An 18242-nucleotide genomic window follows, 5' to 3' on the forward strand; every position below is an offset into this window, starting at 1 on the left:
GATCCGATCAGAACCGGATTTCGAGCAGCGAGAAGTCGTCCGGCAGCGGGCCCTCCGCGTTGAACGAGCGCACCCAGGCAAGAACGTCCCTGGGGCCACAGCCTTCCTTCTCCGCATGGTCGGCCAGCGCCTCGACGCTCAGCATCTCGTCGCCGGGACCATTCACCTCAAATGTTCCATCACTAATAACGAGCAGTCGATCACCCGGGAAAACATGCGTGACGTCGCTGTCGTAGTCCATCTCCGAAAGCGCGCCGATCGCGACGCCGCCGACGGTGATCAGCAGTTCGCGCGACGGCGTACCTTCCGGCCGGTTCGCGCCGCGCAGCAGGATCGACGGCGGATGTCCGCCCGTCGCATAGCGCAACTCCCCGGTGCTCGCCTTGTAGACGCCGTACCAGATGGTGAAGAACATGTTGTTCTGCTTTTCCATCGGGAACGTGTCGTTGAGCGCCTTCAGGACCGTGGAGGGATCACGGAAATCCGCATTCGAAAGAGCGGACGCCCTCAACACATTGATAACGGTAACGGAAAGCAGGGCTGCGCCAACGCCGTGGCCGCAGACATCCAGCAGGTAGATGGCGAAATGGTCGTTGTCGATCTGGTGGTAGCCGAAGGAATCGCCGCCGAGTTCGGTGGAGGGCACCAGCAGCCAGTCGGTCGCGGGCGCTGCAACGCGCTTGTCGGGCAGGATGGAGAACACGTACCGGCCGGCGTCGTTCAACTCCTCGTCGAGCCGCGCCCGCGTGCGTTCCAGCAGCAGATTCTGTTCGGCCAGCTGGTCTTCCACAGCCTCGCCATGTTCGATCATCGCCTCGTAGAGCAGCTTCAGGTCGTCATATTCCTCCTGGAGCTGTGCGAAATCGTGGCGTACCCGGGCAAGTTCCGCGGCGTCATCGCCCGCAGGGGTTGCTGAAGAAGCAACGGTTGAGTTTGACAAATCGTTCATGATTCTATGGAAAGCTTCCTTCTTGAGTTCGGAGGGGACGGCGCAACCCGCGATATCATATCGCTTACGTCGACCTCCGCTGGCGGCCATGCGTATCGCCCGCACTTCGGACATTACATAGTTTAGGTTTTTCCGGAAAGATATGTAAGCGCGCGGCCGCAATCCCGCTTACGAAATCATAAGGCAGGGGCGAATGGATCTGGGGGCAGGGCAGAAAGAGGCAGGCGATCACGCGCTGCTTCTGGAATTCGACATGGACATGGGAGGATTCACCTCCAATTGGGCCTATTGCGACCGGCTGTCGACCTATTTCGCGCGCATGATCAGCCATAACCGCAGCGATTCGCTACTCTATTCCAACCTGTTTTCTTCGGCGCTGAACGAGCTTCTGGAAACCGTCTACCGCCTGCATGCGCCGACCGGCAGCTTCGTCTGCTCGGTGTCGCGTAGCGGCGCCAGCGACCGGATCGCCCTCACCATCCCGGTCGATGCGGAAACGGAACAGTTTTACCGGGACGCGGTCGTCATCCTCAACGGAGGCGACGTCTCGCCGCGTTATCACAAGGCGCTGTTTTCCGAAGGGCCGTTGCAGCCGAATATCGGCCTGCTCGAGCTTGCCGTCGACTATGCCGCCCGTTTCTCCATCGAACCAGCGGACGGAAACGCCATCCGTCTCATCGCCGAACTCACGCTCGAGGCCAGTGCTCCATGATCTCCGAACAGCTTGTCCGGACCTACAAGGTCTCCTTCGACCAGAACAACCAGGAACTCGCGCTTGCCGGCTCGATGCGCCCGCAGCGCGCCGCCGAGATGGCGGATTGCGTCAAGCTCCTGGAAACGTCCATCGCCTCGATCCGGGGCACGTTCTACGTCAATGTGAAGCGTCTCGTGCGCCTCAACAACGTGGCGTTCCACACGCTCGCCGGCGCGCTTCTGAAGGCGGCGGATGAGCGGCCGGACATCAAGATCACCATCGTGACGTCGAGCGTGATCGGCTGGTCGACGAAGAAATTCGGCACGCTGGCCGCGATGCACCCGAAAATCGTCGTCGAGGAATATGACAGCGAGTTCTATCCCGGCCAGGCCTTCCTCGAAGAAGGCGGTTTCGTGCCGGTGCTGCGCACCCAGACGAAGCTCACCTGGAAACACGAACGCGCCATCCTGCCGCGCCATGGGCTGGAACCCGGCATGACCATGGCCGACATTTGCTGCGGCATCGGCGATTTCGCTATGCTGGTCGCCAAGGAATTCGCGCCGTCGCGCATCGTGGCGCTCGACCATTCCAAGTCGAGCCTCGCCTATGCCCGCCAGGTGGCCAGCGACTTCGACATCGGCGGCATCGAATATATCTATGGCGACGCCGCCGAAATGCTGCTCGAAGACGGCCAGTTCGATTTCGTCTCCTGCCGCCATGCGCTGCAGATCTTCAACAAGCCGGAAATGATCGTCAGCGAACTCGTGCGCATCTGCAAGCCGGGTGGACGCATCTACGTCACCAACGAGAAGATCTCCCAGTGCCTCGGCGAGCCGCGCGGGCCGTCCATCCAGTGGACCTACGAGCAGCTCTCGAAGCTCTTCGCGGATTTCGACATGGACCTGGAATTCGGCCCGAAGAGCTACCAGGCCCTGCAACGCGCCGGCCTTGAAGATCTTCGAATCGAGAGCTTCATGGTGACCAATCGCGACGGCGACGCACAGGCCTTCGCCGACATGATCATGGCTTGGGAGGAAATGTTCGCAGGCGGCATGTCGGAAAAACGTGGTGATGACGCCGCCTTCGTCGAAAAGTTTCGCCGCGGCTTCGAAGATCACATTGCCGCCGCCCTCCATCCCGGTGGTTATGCCGGCTGGCCGGTCTGGGTGGCGTCGGGGCGCAAGCCCCGATGAGCGACGTTACAGCAACCTCCCGGTCGCTCCGAGGCTTTTCGCTGACCTCGTTCCGGGCGAAATTCGTGCTCGTCGTGGGCGGCGCCGTGCTGGTGGACCTGCTGCTTGCCGGCGGCATCGCTCTATGGAACGTCAACCGTCTTTCCACCAATGCGATGCAGGAAGTCGGCCTCGGCCTCGAAAAGGCGAACATAGAATATCTGCAGAACTATATCGGGACGACGGTCGAGCGCACCGACCTGCTGCTCGACCGCTACCACGCCGAAGTCAGCGGCCTTGCCGGTTCCATGCAGACCGTCATGGACAATCCCGCACTCGCCGAAAAGCTCGGCCAGGAGCTGCAAGCCGACGGCAAGGTGACCACCGCGCTCGCCTATAACCAAGCCGGCAACTGGTGGCAGAACCTGCCCGGCGAAGCCTCCGCCGTCACCGTCTGGGGCTACCTGCTCGACGAGAACAAGCAGCCGACACCCGAGGCGCTGAAGACCGTGCGCGAAAGCGCCGTCTTCGACCTCTTCGGCCCGAGCTTCCTTTCGGCCGGCCCGCCGAAATTGCAGATGTATTACATCGGTCCGCGCCAGAACCCGATCCTGCGATCGGCACCCTATAACGACCAGGGCTCGGTGTTCGACAAGGTCTATCCCGGCCACAACGAGACGAACTGGTGGGACTTCTATTTCCCCGGCCTCTACGAGACCTGGCAATCTTGGCTCGCGACGCCGGCGGAGCGTCCGGTCGACAGCAAGATCACCATGCTCTCGCCCTATCTCGACGGCATCACAGGCAAGATCATCGTCAGCTTCTTCCAGCCGCTGATGACGCCGGACCGAAAAGACTTGAACGGCATCGTCGGCGTCGACCTGACGCTCGACCAGCTTGCCGACATCGTCAAGAGCGTCAAGATCGCCGAAACGGGCTTCGCCTTCCTCACCATGTCGAACGGCAACGTGCTCGCCGTGACCGAACAGGGCGAGAAGACGCTCGGCGTCAAGATCAACAATGAAAGCGGCTTCGACCGACGGCTCGCACACAGCGATCAGGCGGCCATCGCCTCGCTCGCCATGCCGTCAAGCGCGGAGACCGTCATCACCAGGCTGTCGCTGAAGGAGAACGGCGTCGACGTGCCCTATGTCGTGCTGCTCAAGCAGCTCGAGGCGGAAAACCTCTATACCGGACAGGTGCCCGTCACCCGCGAGGTCATGTCGCTCGGCTTCATGGTTCCCGAGCACGAGATCTACGCCTCGCTGATTGCAGCCAAGCAGGGCATTTCCGACGAGACGCGCCAGGTCGTGACCTGGCAGATCGGCACGGTCATCCTGTCGCTGCTGGTCGTGCTCAGCGCCGTCTTCGCGATTTCCGGCCGCATCACCGCCGGGCTTCGGGCGCTGGCGGACGCTGCCCAGCGCCTCCAGAACAAGGACTATTCCGTGCGCGTGGCCATTCCCGCCCGCGACGAGGTGGCCGCGGTGGGCGTTGCGTTCAACCGCATGGCGGAAGAGATCAGCTACCACACGGAAAACCTCGAAAACCTGGTGAACGAGCGCACAAAGGCGCTCGAAACCGCCAATGGCGAAATCAGCGCGCTGAACCGCAAGCTGAAGAGCGAGAACCTGCGGCTCGGCGCCGAACTCGACGTGGCGCGGCAAATCCAGATGATGGTGCTGCCGCGGCGCGACGAACTCGACGAGATCAAGGGCATCGACGTTTCCGGCTACATGGAGCCGGCCGACGAAGTGGGTGGCGACTATTTCGACGTGCTGCACGACGAGCGGCGCATGAAGGTCGGCATCGGCGACGTGACGGGACACGGGCTTGAAAGCGGCGTGCTGATGCTGATGGTGCAATCGGTAGCGCGCGCGCTTCAGGAACAGGGCGACGAGAACCCGCGCGAATTCCTGGAAGTGCTCAACCGCGCCGTCTTCAAAAATATCCAGCGCACCAAGACCGACAAACATCTCTCGCTCGCCTTCCTCGACTACTCGGATCGCAAGATGACGCTGTCGGGCCAGCACGAGGAAGTGCTCGTGCTGCGCGACAATGACGAGGTCGAGCGCATCGACACCGTCGACCTCGGCTTCCCGATCGGCCTTGAAAGCGACATCGGCCCGTTCATCGCAACGCATGAATTCCCGTTCGACACCGGCGATGTCATCGTGCTGCATACGGACGGTGTTACCGAGGCGGAAAGCCCCGGGGGCGAACTCTTCGGGTTCGATCGGCTGTGCGAGAGCGCCAAGAAACGCCGCCGGGAGACAGCCGACGAGATCAAGGACGGCATCATCGCCGATCTCATGGCGCATATCGGCACGCAGAAGATCCACGACGACATCACGCTCGTCGTCATGAAACACAGGTAGGTCATGGAAGCCACATTCGGACAGGTGGAATTCACCAACGGCGCCGGCGCGCTGAAGAACCGCATCCGTCTTGCCGACGGTCCGCTCGACCTCGCCTGGCAGCATTGCGGCGTCACCTCCGAGTTTCTGGGCGATTTCTTCGCCCTGCAAAGGGTGGTGAAGGGCGGCGACTATAACGAGGCACGCCACTCAATCGGCTATCTGACGAACGAGCTTCTGGAAAACGCGCTGAAATTCCGCCACGGCAACGGCATCACGCTGGAAGCCTCGCTCGACGGCGCCTCCTTCGAGATCCGCATCAGCAACCTGATCACCCAGGAGACGGCCGGAAAGTTCCAGGCACTGCTCGCCGAACTGACGACGCGCGATCCGGGCGAGCTTCTCATCGAACGCATCGAAGAAAATGCGGAGAACATACATTCGAGCGGCTCGGGCCTTGGCCTGCTCACCTTAATGAGCGACTATGGCGCGCGTCTCGGCTGGCGTTTTCAACCGGCGGCAGAGCCGGACGCCATGCGCCTCGACACCTATGCCGCCCTCGACATCGTTTGAGCAGACAATACCGGGAGTTTATTGCAAAAAATGGAAATCAAAACGAACGAATATAGGGTCTGGAGCGAGGGGTCCGCGATCCATTACGAAGGCACCATGCGCCTTTCCGGCACGGAGGCCTATGCGCCCATCCTCGAACTCATGCAGCAGGTGCTGAACGAGAAGCCGGAGACGATCACGCTCGACCTTTCCGGGCTCGAATTCCTGAACTCCTCGGGTATCAACCTGCTCGCAAAATTCACCATCGACGTGCGCAAGCAGCCGGGCACCGGCCTGATGGTCAAGGGCAGCACGCAGATTCCGTGGCAGTCGAAATCCCTGCCCAACCTCAAGAAGCTGCACCCCGCCGTCAACCTGGTGATCGCCTGATCGCCAGCAGCCGCACGAAATCGGCGGCGGACGGACGTTTCGTCGCTTCTCCCAACCCGGCCCGCAGCAGACGCAGCAGGTCGGGTTCGTCCTGTTCCAACGCCTCAGGAACCGCGAATGCCGGCTGCTCTCCGGCGATGCGCCGGCGCAGCACCGTCTCCGCATCGCCGGAATAGGGTTTTCCCCCTGTCAGCAGGAACAGGCCGAGGACAGCGAGCGACCATAGGTCGGCTTCCGGCCCGACAGGACCGCCCGCAAGCTGCTCCGGCGCCATCCAGGCCGGCGTGCCGGAAAGTTCTTCATGCTGGAGATCGTCGCCGGGCGTTCCGGCAATACCGAAATCGATAAGCACCGGCGTTTCGCCGCGAAACAGCACATGGGCGGGCTTCACGTCGCGGTGCACCACGCCGCGCGCGTGGATGTAGGCGAGTGCGTCGGCGAGGCGGCAAAGCAGCGCGCCGACCGCGCTGGCCGCGATCGGCGGCGTGGGAAGCGCATCTTCCAGGGCTTCGAAGGCGATCCAGTCGTCGCCCTCGGCAAGAAGCCGCGGCAGCGCGGGATGCGGCAGGAGAGGCGCGAACCGGCGTTCCCGCTCGAACCGGCGGCGGGCCACAGCGTCCTGCGCCTCCACCATCCGCTTGACGATGACGGGCGTGCCCTCGCCGATCCGGGAACGATAGACGAGGACGGGGCCGCGTCCGCGCAGCACCTCGCCGACCGGTGGCGCGCCCTCGCCCATGACGCTAGATCGCGCCGACCCGTCGCCACATCGGCAGGGCGATGGCGAGGACCAGTTCGACATTCTCCCGGATGACGCGCAGCGCCTGTGCCTCGTCCTCGATCGGCACGCCGCCATCGCGCAGCCGGTCGCCGCGCTCTTGCAGCAGGGCGTGGATCGCCGCCGTCACCGCGCCGACCTCCGGCTCGGCACCATCGACCAGCACCTCGTAGGCCAGCATCTCGAACAGGCGCACCGTGATGCCCGATCCAAGGCCGGCGGCGGCCAACGCGCAGACGGCGCGGCCCTCGTCGGCGCAGATGCGCAGGTGCGCGCGGTTGTAGCGCCGCACCGAGGCGACGCCCTCCTCGCTCACCGCGTTCGGTAGCGCCATCGCCTGGCGCGCGCCGATCAGCATGCCCAGAACCTCGCGTTCCGTCGCACTCGACCCGTCCGCCTCCGGCAGGCTCCTGAGCTCGCCGATCGTCATCGGGCGTTCGACGAGGGCGTCGAGGGCGGGACGGTAGAAACTCTCGTTGAGCGTCGCCTCGCCGACCGGCACCTTCACCGCAAGCTTGATCTCCGAAGGCGGCACGACGAGGCAGAGCCTGCGGGCCGCAAGCCGCCGTTCCAGCCGCCGCGGCGCAATCGGCCGGGCGCCGCGCATATAAACGTCGCGACGGAAACTGCGGACGAGGAAAAAGTCCCTGGCAGTTTCCGCATAGGCCGCGGGAAAACCCTCGACGAGGCTGCGCTGTTCGGCCGTCATGGAAAGGTCCGGATAGTTCTCGAAGAGATTGGCCGTCGCCACGAAGGACAGTTTCGCCTCGGCGAGATCCCCCGCCACGTCGATCTGGTAGCAGGGCGACCAATGGGCGTTCAGATATTCGTGGCTGAGATAGGCGGTGCTTTCCGCCCGCTCCTTGTCGAGCCGGTCGAGCATGTCGATCGAGATCATATCGGCGCCGGCGGCGGAAAAGGCACGCGCCATATCCAGCCCGCGCAGCACGCGCCGATCGCTGCGATCGTTGTCGAGCGAGGCGGCAAGGCTGACCAGCCGCTGCATCGGCGTCGATGGCGTCCAGCGCGGCAGGGCGTTGTAGGTGACGTAGAGCAGCCCGCCGGGCTTCAGATACCGCGCGGCGAAGCGGACGATATGGCCGCGGTTTTCCGGGCTGACCCAGCTCCAGACGCCATGCAGCGCGATATAATCGAACATCGGCAGGCCGGCATAGCCGCCATCGGCGAGGTCTTCGAAGGAGGCCTCCTCCAGGCGGATATTGCCCACGCCGCCCGCCTCGGCAAGCGCGCGGCCTCTCGCGATGTGGGCCGGGTTGAAATCAAAACCCCAGACGCTGCTTTGCGGATTGGCCGCCGCGATCGTCAGCGCCGTCTCGCCCACCCCGCAGCCGAGTTCGCAATAGGCGAAGGGCGCGCCCTCCTCGACCGGCGGCTCCACACCGCGCAGCAGGCAGGCCACATCCAGATGCGCCGGCGTCTGCTCGGCATAGAACCCGGGCAGATATTCGATGTCGGAGACGTAACCGTGGGTCCAGTCGTTCATGAAAAATCCTAGCGCAAATGCGGCGGTGGGCGGAATTGGATGGAAGCGGGCTTCTGGCGCGGGCGGGCAGGCTGGAGCCAGGTGTTCCAGCCGAGCCGGCTCGCCTTCGGCTCCTCGCGATGCCCGCCGAGTTGAAGCGCGGGCACCTGGTCGGGCTTCAGCTCCAGGCGGATGTTGAACATCTTGTCGGCGCCGAGCGCCCCTGCCGCAAGGTCCGTCAGCAGGCGCGCGCGTTTTCCATCCGGCAGCAGCGAGCGGAAGGCGGGATAATCCAGCGCCTCCAGGCAGATCGTCACGGCGGACTGAATGTCGAAGGTCTTCGTGCCGATCACCGCGTCGTCGCCCAGGCGCGCAAAGGCACCCTTCGGCTGGGCGCGATCGGGCAGGCGCGTGCGATCGGAAGGCGCGATCGGATACCACTCGCCGGAGAACTGCTCGACGCGCAGCCGATGACCGAGCGCCCCGGAAAGCGCCCGCTCGATCGCCGTCGCGGACCGGCCCTGCCGGGCGAGCAGGCCGCCGAAGAAGACGAAGGCGTTGTCGCCGATATGCGTCCGGTTGGCCGTCGCCGGAAGCCCGAGCCCGACAAGAGATTTCAGCGCATGGTCGATGGTGGCGGGGGTTCCGAGTTGCGCCGCCCGCTCGCGCTCGATGATGGGGCGGTATTTTGTCCAGGCGTTGTAAAGCAGCCCGGAAAGCCGATTGTTGAAGACGTCGAAGAATTCACGCAGCGCAAAATTACGCTCGCGCACGCTCACCTGCACGAGTTCGCTCATCGCATGCGGCAGCACGCCCGAAGGGCCGGTGAGGCCCACCAGCGTCTGCGTCATCTCGACCGGCCCGCCACCGCGCGGCCGGCGCACGGAAAGCACTTCGGCCGAAGCGAAGCCGAGCGGCACCGACGAGCGGATTTTCAGCGCCGCGTGCTCAGGATCGACGCCCTGCCCGACCGGATCGACCGGCCGGTGCGAAACCTCGCGCCCCTCCTCGGCGCCAAGCGCCTCCAGCAGGCGGACCATCTGGAAGAACTCGAAAGCCTGCGGCGCCTCGAAGACGCTCGCGACCAGAGAATTTCCGCCTTTCCTGGAAATGCGCAAATCCCCTATCCTTTTGTTTTCCGCAATTCCGGACGCAAAACCGCTGCGTACTTTTGCTGGAATTGCTCTAGAGAAGAATTCGATCGCCTGCCCGTGCCGGCCATGTCTTCAGCTTTCCGCTTCGCCCCCTCACCAGGGCGGTGAGCCGTGAGAATGAATTGACGCTTGCATAGAGACCCAGGAAGCGCTCGATGATACTGGCCATCAGGAAGACGCCGTTGCCGGAGAAGTTGCTTTCCTCAAAGGTCATCGTCACATCGACGCCCCGGCAGAAGGCGCTCTGGCCGAAACTCCTCACCCGCGCCGTACCGCTTTGCGATGACAGCGCCGTGATGCCGTCGATCAGCGCGCGGGTTTCGGCGGAATTGCGGAAATCGTAGAGCAGCAGGATTTCCTTCAACGCCTCCACGCCGCCATCCGAGACCAGCGAGAGATGGTTGAGCGCCAGATGCGAGATCAGCCGCCAGCGCCCGCCCTGGCCGTAATGCGGCCGGATCGTCGGGGTCGGCACGGTGAGGAGACGCATGGTCTTCACCATCGGCACCGGCTCGACCATGCGCAGCTGCGGCTGGCCGCCGCCGAAGGGCAGCCGCTCCGGCCGGTTGCGGTTGAGGCAGAGCGTCTCCACCGAAAGCACATCGTCGGCAATGGCCTTTGGGTTGAAATCCGGGTCGGACAGCGACAGGAACACCTCGCTGCCGGGGTTCTCCTCCTCCGCCGGCCGGCGATGGGAGAGCCACCAGGCGGCCGACCGCTCCTCGCCGCGCAGCGCCTCGCCATCGGCGCCATGGCGGATGCCGTAGAACGGCAGCAGTGCGCGCGCCTCACCCTCCGCGGTCACCGTGGAGACGGCTTCGATGCTGTAGACTTCAAGCGCATGCAGCCGCCGGCTATCGGGCACGACGCGATATTCTGTGACGGTCCGGTCGAGCTTGATCGGTTCCGCCGCTTGCGGAAACAGGTTAACGATCGGCGTGCAGCCGAGCGCGAAGGCGGCGGCCGTCAGCGAGCGTTCGAGGCTCGGCACGGAGCGGTTGAGATAGATGAAGACGTCGAGCGTGCGGCCCTTGCCGGCAAGGCGGGCCGCGTCCGGGAAGGCAAGGTCGACGAACAGGAACTTTTCCGGGAACGCGAAATATTCCGTGAGCAGCCGGTAGGCCGGATGCGAGGCCTGCGGATAGGGCAGCATGCTCTCGTCCTGGCCGAAGCCGCCGGGCGACAGGGCCGACGCATCGAGCATCGCCGGATTGCGGTCGTTGGCGCCCTCGGCAAAGGCGACGGCCACCGCGTCGTTCAGGAGAAGCTCGTAGAGAGGATAGACCAGCTGTGGCTGGCCGCGCAGGAAGAAGCGAAGGCGGCCGGGATTGTAGCTCGAAAAATCGAGGCCCTCGCCGGCCATTTCCAGCGTGAGGCGCAGGCAGCCCGCCGCATTGTGCGCCTGCGGCGTCTCCGGCGCCGTGATGGGGCGGCCGGTCAGCGTCGCCGAACGCACCACGACCGGGTGCAGCGTGACGTCGAAACAGGTGGAGAAGCGGCAGCGCTCGCCATCGACCGGCTCGGTATCCAGCAGGGTGCCGACGGGTACGTGATGGGGCTCCTGAAGCTCGATCTTCGGATCGAGCTGGAGGATGGACATGGAGGGGATCGGCCGGTCGAAATGCGGATAGAGGATGCCGAGCATGGCATTGGTCAGCTCGGGAAAATCGTCGTCCATCTTCTGTCGCACGCGGGCGGTGAGATAGGCGAAGGCCTCGATCAGGCGGCCGACATGCGGATCCTCGATGGCATCTTCCGACAGCCGCAACCGGCCGGCGATGCGCGGATTTTCCGCGGCAAAGGCGGCAGCGGCCCTGCGGATGCTCAGAAGTTCGCGGTTATAATGGACGAGCAGATCATCCGACATGGGCTGGCCGAACCTCTCTCCAACGCCTTGTCGATTCGAAACTGTGTACCGGCGGTTGCACGGACATTGGCGTACTCCTTCTCACCCTGTCAAGGAACCGTCGGGGCCTCGTCATAGGGTTGGGCACGTGAAATCGGACAGCGTGTCCCGGGCGAACGGATTGCGGGTCGCGGGCGCGGTCAGCCGCATGAGAACGGCCCGGTTGCCGACGCGGAACTGGTAGGTCACGACGTCCGTCGGGTTCTTGTCGACCTTGCGGCCCTGGTCGAAAAGCCGGAAGAGCGCCCAGGCGCCCTGCTCCGTCAGGATGTTGCGCTGGCCGGCGACCTCGGGCGTCATCGACATGGAGGCGCCTGCCACGAGGTTTTCCGGCGGCCAGAGATATTGCGTGCCCGCCGGCGGGCCGTGGCTGTAGCTCGCCACCTTGCCGCCGACATCCAGCAGGAAGGCCCGCGCGGTCGCGTCGAGCTTGCCGACCTCGACGGTGAAATCGACATTCGGCTTCTCCTGCCCGGCGAAGAAGACCGTCTCGATATCGTCCGCCTTCTCGAAGGCCGCAAGCACAGCATCGGGAAAACCGAGGCCGAATTGCTGGCCGGCCTTCCAGCGCCAGGGTTTCGTCGTCCGGTCGATATAGGGCTTCAGATAGTCGTTGCGGAAACCTGCAATGGCGCCCTGCGGCCCGAAGAGCCGGGCGAAATCGTCGAGCGAGGCATCGTTGATGCTCTCCGTGTCGAAGGGATAGCGGCCGATCGTCGTCGCGGTGCAGAGCGGCAGCACCGTGGAGGTCCAGATTTCCGCCAGCCGCTCGCGCGAACTTCCCCCCGTCACCGCTCCGACCTGGCTGAGGATGCGGGCGAAGAAGGGCTGGACGCTCGGCGGCAGCTTGCCGTTGCGGTCGGTCAGCTGGCTGAGCAACGTCTGCGGCTCGGTTCCGAGTTCCAGCACGTCGCCTCCAGCTGCGACATGATTGAGCTGGCGGTAGAGCGGCTCCAGCGCCGCCAGCATGTCGTCGACGGGCGTCTGTTGTCCTTCGGCTTTCGCGACGACCGCATCGCGAAAGACCTTGAAATGATCGGTCACCGACTGCGGCACGTTGACGACGCGGCGGGGTGCCCGGACGGTCTTCGTCACCTGCGTCAGTTGCTCGGCGACCATGGCTTCGATCGCGCCCGCCGCACTCGACGTGAGGTCCGTTAGGTCCACCTCGGCGGCGATAGCGACGAAGAGTTCCTTGGCAGGCGACGGGTTGCCGGCGACGATCGCCACTGCATCTGCGAGGCGCCGCGGATCGGTCTCGCCGGCAATGCCGAGATCGGCGAGCAGGCTGTCCCAGCGGCTCATGTAATTGACGCGGTAGAGATCGGCGAGGCCATCGCGGATGCGGCCGGCCTCACGCTCGCGGTCGAGCGCGGTATCGGGCTTGCCCATCACCCAGAGATCGGCGGCGAGCGCGAGCGCCGCATCGCCCGAGGCGCGCATCATCACGCCGAAACCGTTCTTCGTGTAAATCCCCTCGATGCCGTCGAAGAAGCTCGCGCCGCTTACACGCGCCAGCGCCTCGGGGCCGGCCAGCCCCATATGGTCGACCGGCCGCCACATCGCCATCCCCTTCACCGCCGGGTAGGTCTCGGCCATGTCGTAGGCGAGCCGCGCGACGCTGTAGTCGGTGATGCGCGCGCGCGCGTTTTCGATAAGCGCGCCGTCTGCCGAGGGCGTTGGGATGGCGACCGACGCGAGTTCGGAGAAATGATCCGCGATGCGCTGGTCCACCGCGTCGCTGCGGTCGTAGAGCATCCAGTTCGCCGCGAAGTCGGGGCCGAGAAGTGCGGCCGTCTCGCGGCCGGGCGGTCGCTCGCCGGTCAACATCAGGTAGAATTTTAGCTGGGTGAAGCGGAGCGCCGCAGGTGTCTGCTGGTTCGCCAGGCCCTGGCGCAGATATTGCCAGACGAAGGGGAAGAACAGGTTGGCGAGCGCCTTGTCATAGGCCTTACGCGCCTCGCCCTGCACGGAGGACGGACTATAGAGGCCGAAGGTCGCGCCGCGCGGCTCCTCCTTGGCGAGGGTCGCCAGCCGGTCGAGCACCGCAAGCACCGGCTCGAAGCGTGTCGAGAGGTTGCCGGCCGGCACCGCCTCGGCGATGCGCCCGCGCGCCGCCGTCGTCTGGTCGGTGACACTGGCCACATAGGCGCGCCCGTCGCTGAAGCCGAGCCACCAGAAGGCGAGCACGGTGAAGGCGGCGATGCAGAGCAATGCGTTGATCGCCAGATCCTTGAACCGGGCGGCCACCAGCGCCGGCCGCGTCAGGCCGCCGAGATCGGCCTCCGGCAGGATGACCTTGCGCAGCAGGCCGAAGAGGAAGAACGGCCGGACACGCCGCGCGCCCGGATCCGGCGCGAGTGCGAGCGTGGCGGGGCTGCGGCCGAACAGAGGGGCGAGCGAGCCGGCCAGCGCATCGACATTGTCGCCGGTCTGGCGGCAGGAGATGAAGAAGACACCGCGCATGTTCGTCGCCGCGCCAAAACGGTGCAGCGTGGCGAGCTGCTGCACGAAGGGCTGGATGCGCTCGCGCAGCAGGGCGAATTGCGCGGGGAATTCGAAGGTGCGGCGGCGGCGCAGCTCGTCCGGCTCCTCCTGCAGGCAGACGAACTGGCGCTGCGCGATGCGTTCGACGAGACCGGCAAAACCCCGGTCGAGCGCTTCGGCGGGGCCGCGCGCATCGCCGCCGAGATCCGGCGCGATCGGGATGCCGAAGGCGGCCGCACGCTCCTCCGTCGTCAGGTCCTCGAAAATCTCCTCGAAGCCGACGACCCGGTCGAGCTTGGTGACGACGATATAGACCGGCGCATTGGCGCGCAGATGCTGGACCGCCTCGTCAAGCCGCTGGCGGATGGCCGTGGCATAGGCGACTGCCTGTTCCGGCAGCATGGCCAGCAATTCATCGACGCTGACCGCCACGACGATGCCGTTGACGGGCTGGCGCGAGCGCAGGTGTCGGATGTGTTGCAGCGCCTGCTGCCAGAGCTGACGCGCCTCGGGCGCCTCGCTGCCGGTGAGCCGGCCGGAAAACTCCACCAGCACGGCCTGGTCGCTGATGTGGAAACGGGCGGAGGGGGCCTCCACCGCGCCGTCGCTCTCAAAGGGCAGCGTCAGGCCGCTGGCGCGCACCAGCGACGTCTTGCCGGCACCGTCCGCGCCGAGCAGCATGTACCAGGGCAGCGCATACCGCGCGCTGACGAAGAGATCGCCGTGGCCGCGCCGGAGAAGGCTCATCGCCCGGCCTGCGGCGTCGCGGAAGGCGGAAATCTCGGCGTCGACCGCCGCCCGGTTGCGGTCCGTCCGGTCCGCGGCCTCTTCCTCCTGCTTGCGCAAAGCCGCGATCAGCGCCGCCTCCTCGCTGCTGCGCCTAGTGCGCATCAGGAAGCCGAGGCCGCCCCAGGCGAGCGCCAGCAGCAGGAGCAGCGTGAGACGGGCGGCAGCAGATCCGAGCGGGCGCACCTCGCCGAAGGCGATCAGCGGGCCGATGAACCAGATGAGAAGCGCCAGAAGCAGGACGACGACCGTCAGGATGACGCTGGGGCGGCGCAAGGTGCGCCCGAATTTCCGCAATCTCGCCCGCACGCTCACGTCAGGCTTTCCCGATAGGCGATGCGCCTGCGCGCCGCATCGACATAGGCACGATCAAGGACCAGCCCGCCGGCCTCGTCGATCGCCTCCAGCGCGCGGGCGACGAATTCGCCGTCACGGTCGCCGGCAATCGTCGGCGCACGCTTTTCGAGCCAGGTCTTGAGCTGCGGCGATGCCGGGTTTTCGGCAACGGCGATCAGATCGTTGAGGGCGGCCGTGTCGTTGCCATCGTCGACGAGATCGGCCTGAAGCCAGGCGGCGATCTCCGGCAGCAGCGCATTGGCCCGCACGGCGCGTTTCGCGTCCGCAATGCCGTCGCTGAGCATCGCCCGCTTGTCGAGCCAGACGGCATAGGCGGGAACCGGGCGCTGGCCGTCGAGCATCACGCCGACGGCATCGAGCCGTTGCAGGGCGGAAAGCAGCACCGGCACGTCGGCCCGGCGCAGCGGCCCCTTCAGCGGTGCGGCGTCGCCGATCGCCTCCTGCACCTGCCGGCGCAGGCGGATCTCGTTGTCGAAGGTCGAGAACAGCACATAGCCGCCGGCCGCGCAGGCGATGACGGTCGCGGCGATCGGCAGCCAGTAGAGGGCCGAACGTGAGGCGCCCTGCCGGTCCTTCAGCACCAGGCCTGCTTCCGGCAGGATCGCCTTCTTCACCGCGCCACTGATGAAATAGCTGTGGTTCAGTTCGTCGTCGACGCCAAGATCGGGCGGCAGCATGCCGCTGCGCGGCATGGCGAAACGGCGCGACAGTTCCGGCAGCAGGGCGTCGATCGACAGCGTTTCCTGGCGCGCGCTCGTCATGAAGACGCCGCGCAGCAGCACGCCCCGCCAGGTGCCGTTGCCCATCGGCGTCATCGCGTCGATGAGCGGCATGACGATGCGCTGGATGGCGGCGATCTGCGCGGAAAAGCCGTGGATATGGCTGCTGCGGATCGCGTCGGACTCCTTCGACAACAGTTCGATATGGCGCTTGCGCATGGTCTCGACCATGTCGCCGAAACCGGCGTCGATTTCCGCATGCAGCGCGTCGACGGTCTTCGGCTCCCTGGCGTCGTGCGGCAGGGCGAAACCCCAGGGCTGTGCCCGGTCGGCCGGCTCGATGCGCTCGAAGATTTCCTGGAAGCCGGGCACGAGATCGGTGCGCGACAGGAGCACATAGGCGGGCAGCGTCTGGTCGAGCATCTCGTCGGCCTGGCGGAACCAGGCGGCGATCGTCTCGGCGGTCATGCGCTGTTCGAGCTGGTCGGCCAGCACGAGATCGGCCGGGCTGACGACCAGCATGATGCCGTTGACGGGGAGTTTCGGCCGCACGGCGCGCAAGAGCCGGAAGAGTTCGCCGGCGTCGTCCGACACCTGCGCCTCGACGAAGACGGCATCCGGCCCGACCCACCAGTTGGCCGGACCGATGGTCTTCGGCATGCCGAGGCGCATTTCGGCACTTTCGAGTAGGCAGGTCTTGCCGCTGCCCGCCGGGCCGACGATCAGGAAGAACGGCACCGAATAACGCCCGCGCCGGCCTTTCAGGCCGCGATCGGCGAGAAAGGCCCCGACCTGGCGGCGCAGATCGCGCAATGCCGGCGTTTCCGGCGTCGAGCGCCGGAAGAACAGGCGCGAAAAGAGGACCGGCAGCAGCGCCCAGACGACCACCGGCAGAAGCGACAGCAGCAGCCCGAGATCGGGATCGGCGACGAGAGGCTGCTTCGCCAGGAACCAGCTCGCGGCCGCCGCGGCCGCAAGTCCGAGAAGCCAGAGGAAGAGCAGCCACGGCCTCATGGGGTCTTTTCCGCGGGGATCTGGAATTCGACGCGGCGGTTGCGCGCCCGGTTCTCACGGCTGTTGTTGGCGATCAGCGGGTCGTTCGCGCCACGGCCCTCGAAGCTCACCCGCGCGGGGTCGTCGACATGGCGTTGCAGCATCTGCGCGGCGGAGCGGGCACGGGCGAGCGAGATCGCCATGTTGTCGCCGAGCGGGCTTCCGGCACCGACAGGTGTGTTGTCCGTATGGCCGACAACGGCGATCTTGCCGCTTTCAGGGTTCAGCGCATCGCCGATGCGGGTGATCAACGGCTCCTCGCCGAGCGACAGGTCGGTGCCGCCCGAGGGGAAGGACGCCTTCAGCATGCGGATGACGACCAGCTCGCCGACGCTTGCGACCTCGACGCGGCCGTCGGCGATTTCCGGCGCCAGCGCTTCCGAAAGCCGCTCGACCTGCGTCTTGCGCACCGGCGGCACGGGGTCCGGAATGGTCGGGATGCCGGCCTGTTCCACCAGAAGCGGGATGGCCGGGACGAGCGCGGCGATCTCGGCGGCGGTCTGCTCCATGCTGGAGCGCAGGCTGATCGAGGAGAACGCCCAAACGACGGCAAGCAGCGCCAGCAGCACCAGCGCCGCGAGCCACGGGGCCGCCATGCTGCGCGGCGCGCGGTGGGGTGCCGCAGCACTCTGCCAGACCTGTGAAAGGTTGCGCTCATAGGGGCCGCGCACCCGGCGGATCACGCGGTAGAGATCCTGCCGCAGCCGGGCGAACTGCCCCTGCCCGCCGTCCATCACGCGATATTTTCCGCTGAAGCCGATCGACAGGCAGATCGCCATCAGTTCCAGCACGTCGATATTCTGTTCCGGCTGCTGCAAGAGCTGCTGGAGCAGATCATAGAAGCGCTCGCCGCCCCAGGTCTCGTTATAGAGAATGGAAACGAGGCTCTGGCTCGCCCATCCGGTCGTCGCACCCCAGCGGGTGTTGAGGATGATGTCGTCGATGACGGCGCAGAGCGCATAACGCGACACGCGCACCAGCCGGTCCGGCGTGTCCCGCGCCATCGCCGCGGTCTCGAAATTGCGGATCTCTTCGAGCACCCGGCGGCGGAATTCGGCGATATCGTCGGGTGCCGCGCTCTCGTTCAGCCGGCCGGCAAGCCACAGCAACGGCGAGGCCGCGCCGACCAGCGGGTTGACCGCCGCAAGCTCGAAGGCCTTTTCGATTGCCGGATCGCCGCGATGGCGCGCGCGCTCGACGGGCAAGGCATCCAGGCCGAAATCGAGATCGTCCTTCTCGCCGGCGGCGGGACGGCCGCCGAAAAACCCGCCATCGCCGCCGAAGCCGCCGCGCGGCAGGCTTTCCTGTCCGAAGGTCGTCGACTGGCGCGACGGCTGCCCGCCCAGCGGCCTGCGGATCGTATCGTCGGCACTCGGAAAATCGGCAAATGGATCGTTCACGCCCG

Annotated in this window: 13 protein-coding genes; 5 read left to right on the forward strand and 8 right to left on the reverse strand. The window is 65.7% G+C overall.

Annotated elements, in window-relative coordinates; translation table 11 throughout:
* Positions 1-7 precede the first annotated feature (7 nt).
* On the reverse strand, positions 8-949 hold the full coding sequence (locus VGN93_RS25445) for a PP2C family protein-serine/threonine phosphatase (protein ID WP_327509766.1): 942 nt from the start codon (positions 947-949) through the stop codon (positions 8-10).
* Between the two features lie 193 nt (positions 950-1142).
* On the opposite strand from VGN93_RS25445, the gene VGN93_RS25450 reads away from it, so the two are divergent.
* Genes VGN93_RS25450 through VGN93_RS25470 form a run of 5 tightly spaced genes read left to right on the forward strand, consistent with a single transcriptional unit; the run spans position 1143 to position 6114 of the window.
* Entirely contained in the window at positions 1143-1661 is a 519-nt protein-coding gene (locus VGN93_RS25450) for a ubiquinone biosynthesis methyltransferase UbiE (protein WP_327509767.1), read from the forward strand.
* On the forward strand, positions 1658-2836 hold the full coding sequence (locus VGN93_RS25455; RefSeq protein WP_319312624.1) for a methyltransferase domain-containing protein: 1179 nt from the start codon (positions 1658-1660) through the stop codon (positions 2834-2836). Before VGN93_RS25450 ends, VGN93_RS25455 begins: the two co-directional genes overlap by 4 nt.
* Positions 2833-5193, forward strand: coding sequence for a SpoIIE family protein phosphatase (locus tag VGN93_RS25460; protein WP_327509768.1), 2361 nt, complete (start codon positions 2833-2835; stop codon positions 5191-5193). Before VGN93_RS25455 ends, VGN93_RS25460 begins: the two co-directional genes overlap by 4 nt.
* A gap of 3 nt (positions 5194-5196) precedes the next feature.
* Complete coding sequence (locus tag VGN93_RS25465; RefSeq protein ID WP_319312620.1) at positions 5197-5745, forward strand: slr1658 superfamily regulator; 549 nt, start codon at positions 5197-5199, stop codon at positions 5743-5745.
* Positions 5746-5775: 30 nt separating this feature from the next.
* The gene (locus tag VGN93_RS25470) at positions 5776-6114 is read left to right on the forward strand and encodes a slr1659 superfamily regulator (protein ID WP_319312618.1); all 339 of its coding nucleotides are present in this window, start codon (positions 5776-5778) and stop codon (positions 6112-6114) included.
* On the opposite strand, the gene VGN93_RS25475 is transcribed toward VGN93_RS25470, so the two are convergent.
* The 7 genes from VGN93_RS25475 to icmH form a co-directional block, all read right to left on the reverse strand.
* Entirely contained in the window at positions 6095-6853 is a 759-nt protein-coding gene (locus VGN93_RS25475) for a protein kinase domain-containing protein (protein WP_327509769.1), read from the reverse strand. The two genes, VGN93_RS25470 and VGN93_RS25475, sit on opposite strands and share 20 nt — an antisense overlap.
* A gap of 4 nt (positions 6854-6857) precedes the next feature.
* Entirely contained in the window at positions 6858-8396 is a 1539-nt protein-coding gene (locus tag VGN93_RS25480; protein WP_327509770.1) for a class I SAM-dependent methyltransferase, read from the reverse strand.
* Between the two features lie 8 nt (positions 8397-8404).
* On the reverse strand, positions 8405-9493 hold the full coding sequence (gene tssG / locus VGN93_RS25485) for a type VI secretion system baseplate subunit TssG (RefSeq protein ID WP_327509771.1): 1089 nt from the start codon (positions 9491-9493) through the stop codon (positions 8405-8407).
* 67 nt (positions 9494-9560) lie between these two features.
* Positions 9561-11396, reverse strand: a complete 1836-nt coding sequence (tssF, locus tag VGN93_RS25490; protein ID WP_327509772.1) for a type VI secretion system baseplate subunit TssF — start codon at positions 11394-11396, stop codon at positions 9561-9563.
* A gap of 111 nt (positions 11397-11507) precedes the next feature.
* Positions 11508-15023, reverse strand: coding sequence for a type VI secretion system membrane subunit TssM (gene tssM, locus VGN93_RS25495; RefSeq protein ID WP_327509773.1), 3516 nt, complete (start codon positions 15021-15023; stop codon positions 11508-11510).
* A complete protein-coding gene (locus VGN93_RS25500; protein WP_327509774.1) occupies positions 15020-16798 on the reverse strand; it encodes a type VI secretion protein IcmF/TssM N-terminal domain-containing protein in 1779 nt (592 codons plus the stop codon). The genes tssM and VGN93_RS25500 overlap by 4 nt, the downstream gene beginning before the upstream one ends.
* On the reverse strand, positions 16795-18237 hold the full coding sequence (gene icmH / locus VGN93_RS25505; RefSeq protein ID WP_327509775.1) for a type IVB secretion system protein IcmH/DotU: 1443 nt from the start codon (positions 18235-18237) through the stop codon (positions 16795-16797). The genes VGN93_RS25500 and icmH overlap by 4 nt, the downstream gene beginning before the upstream one ends.
* Positions 18238-18242: the final 5 nt, after the last annotated feature.

Source organism: Shinella sp. (genome assembly GCF_035998705.1).
Lineage (GTDB): Bacteria > Pseudomonadota > Alphaproteobacteria > Rhizobiales > Rhizobiaceae > Shinella.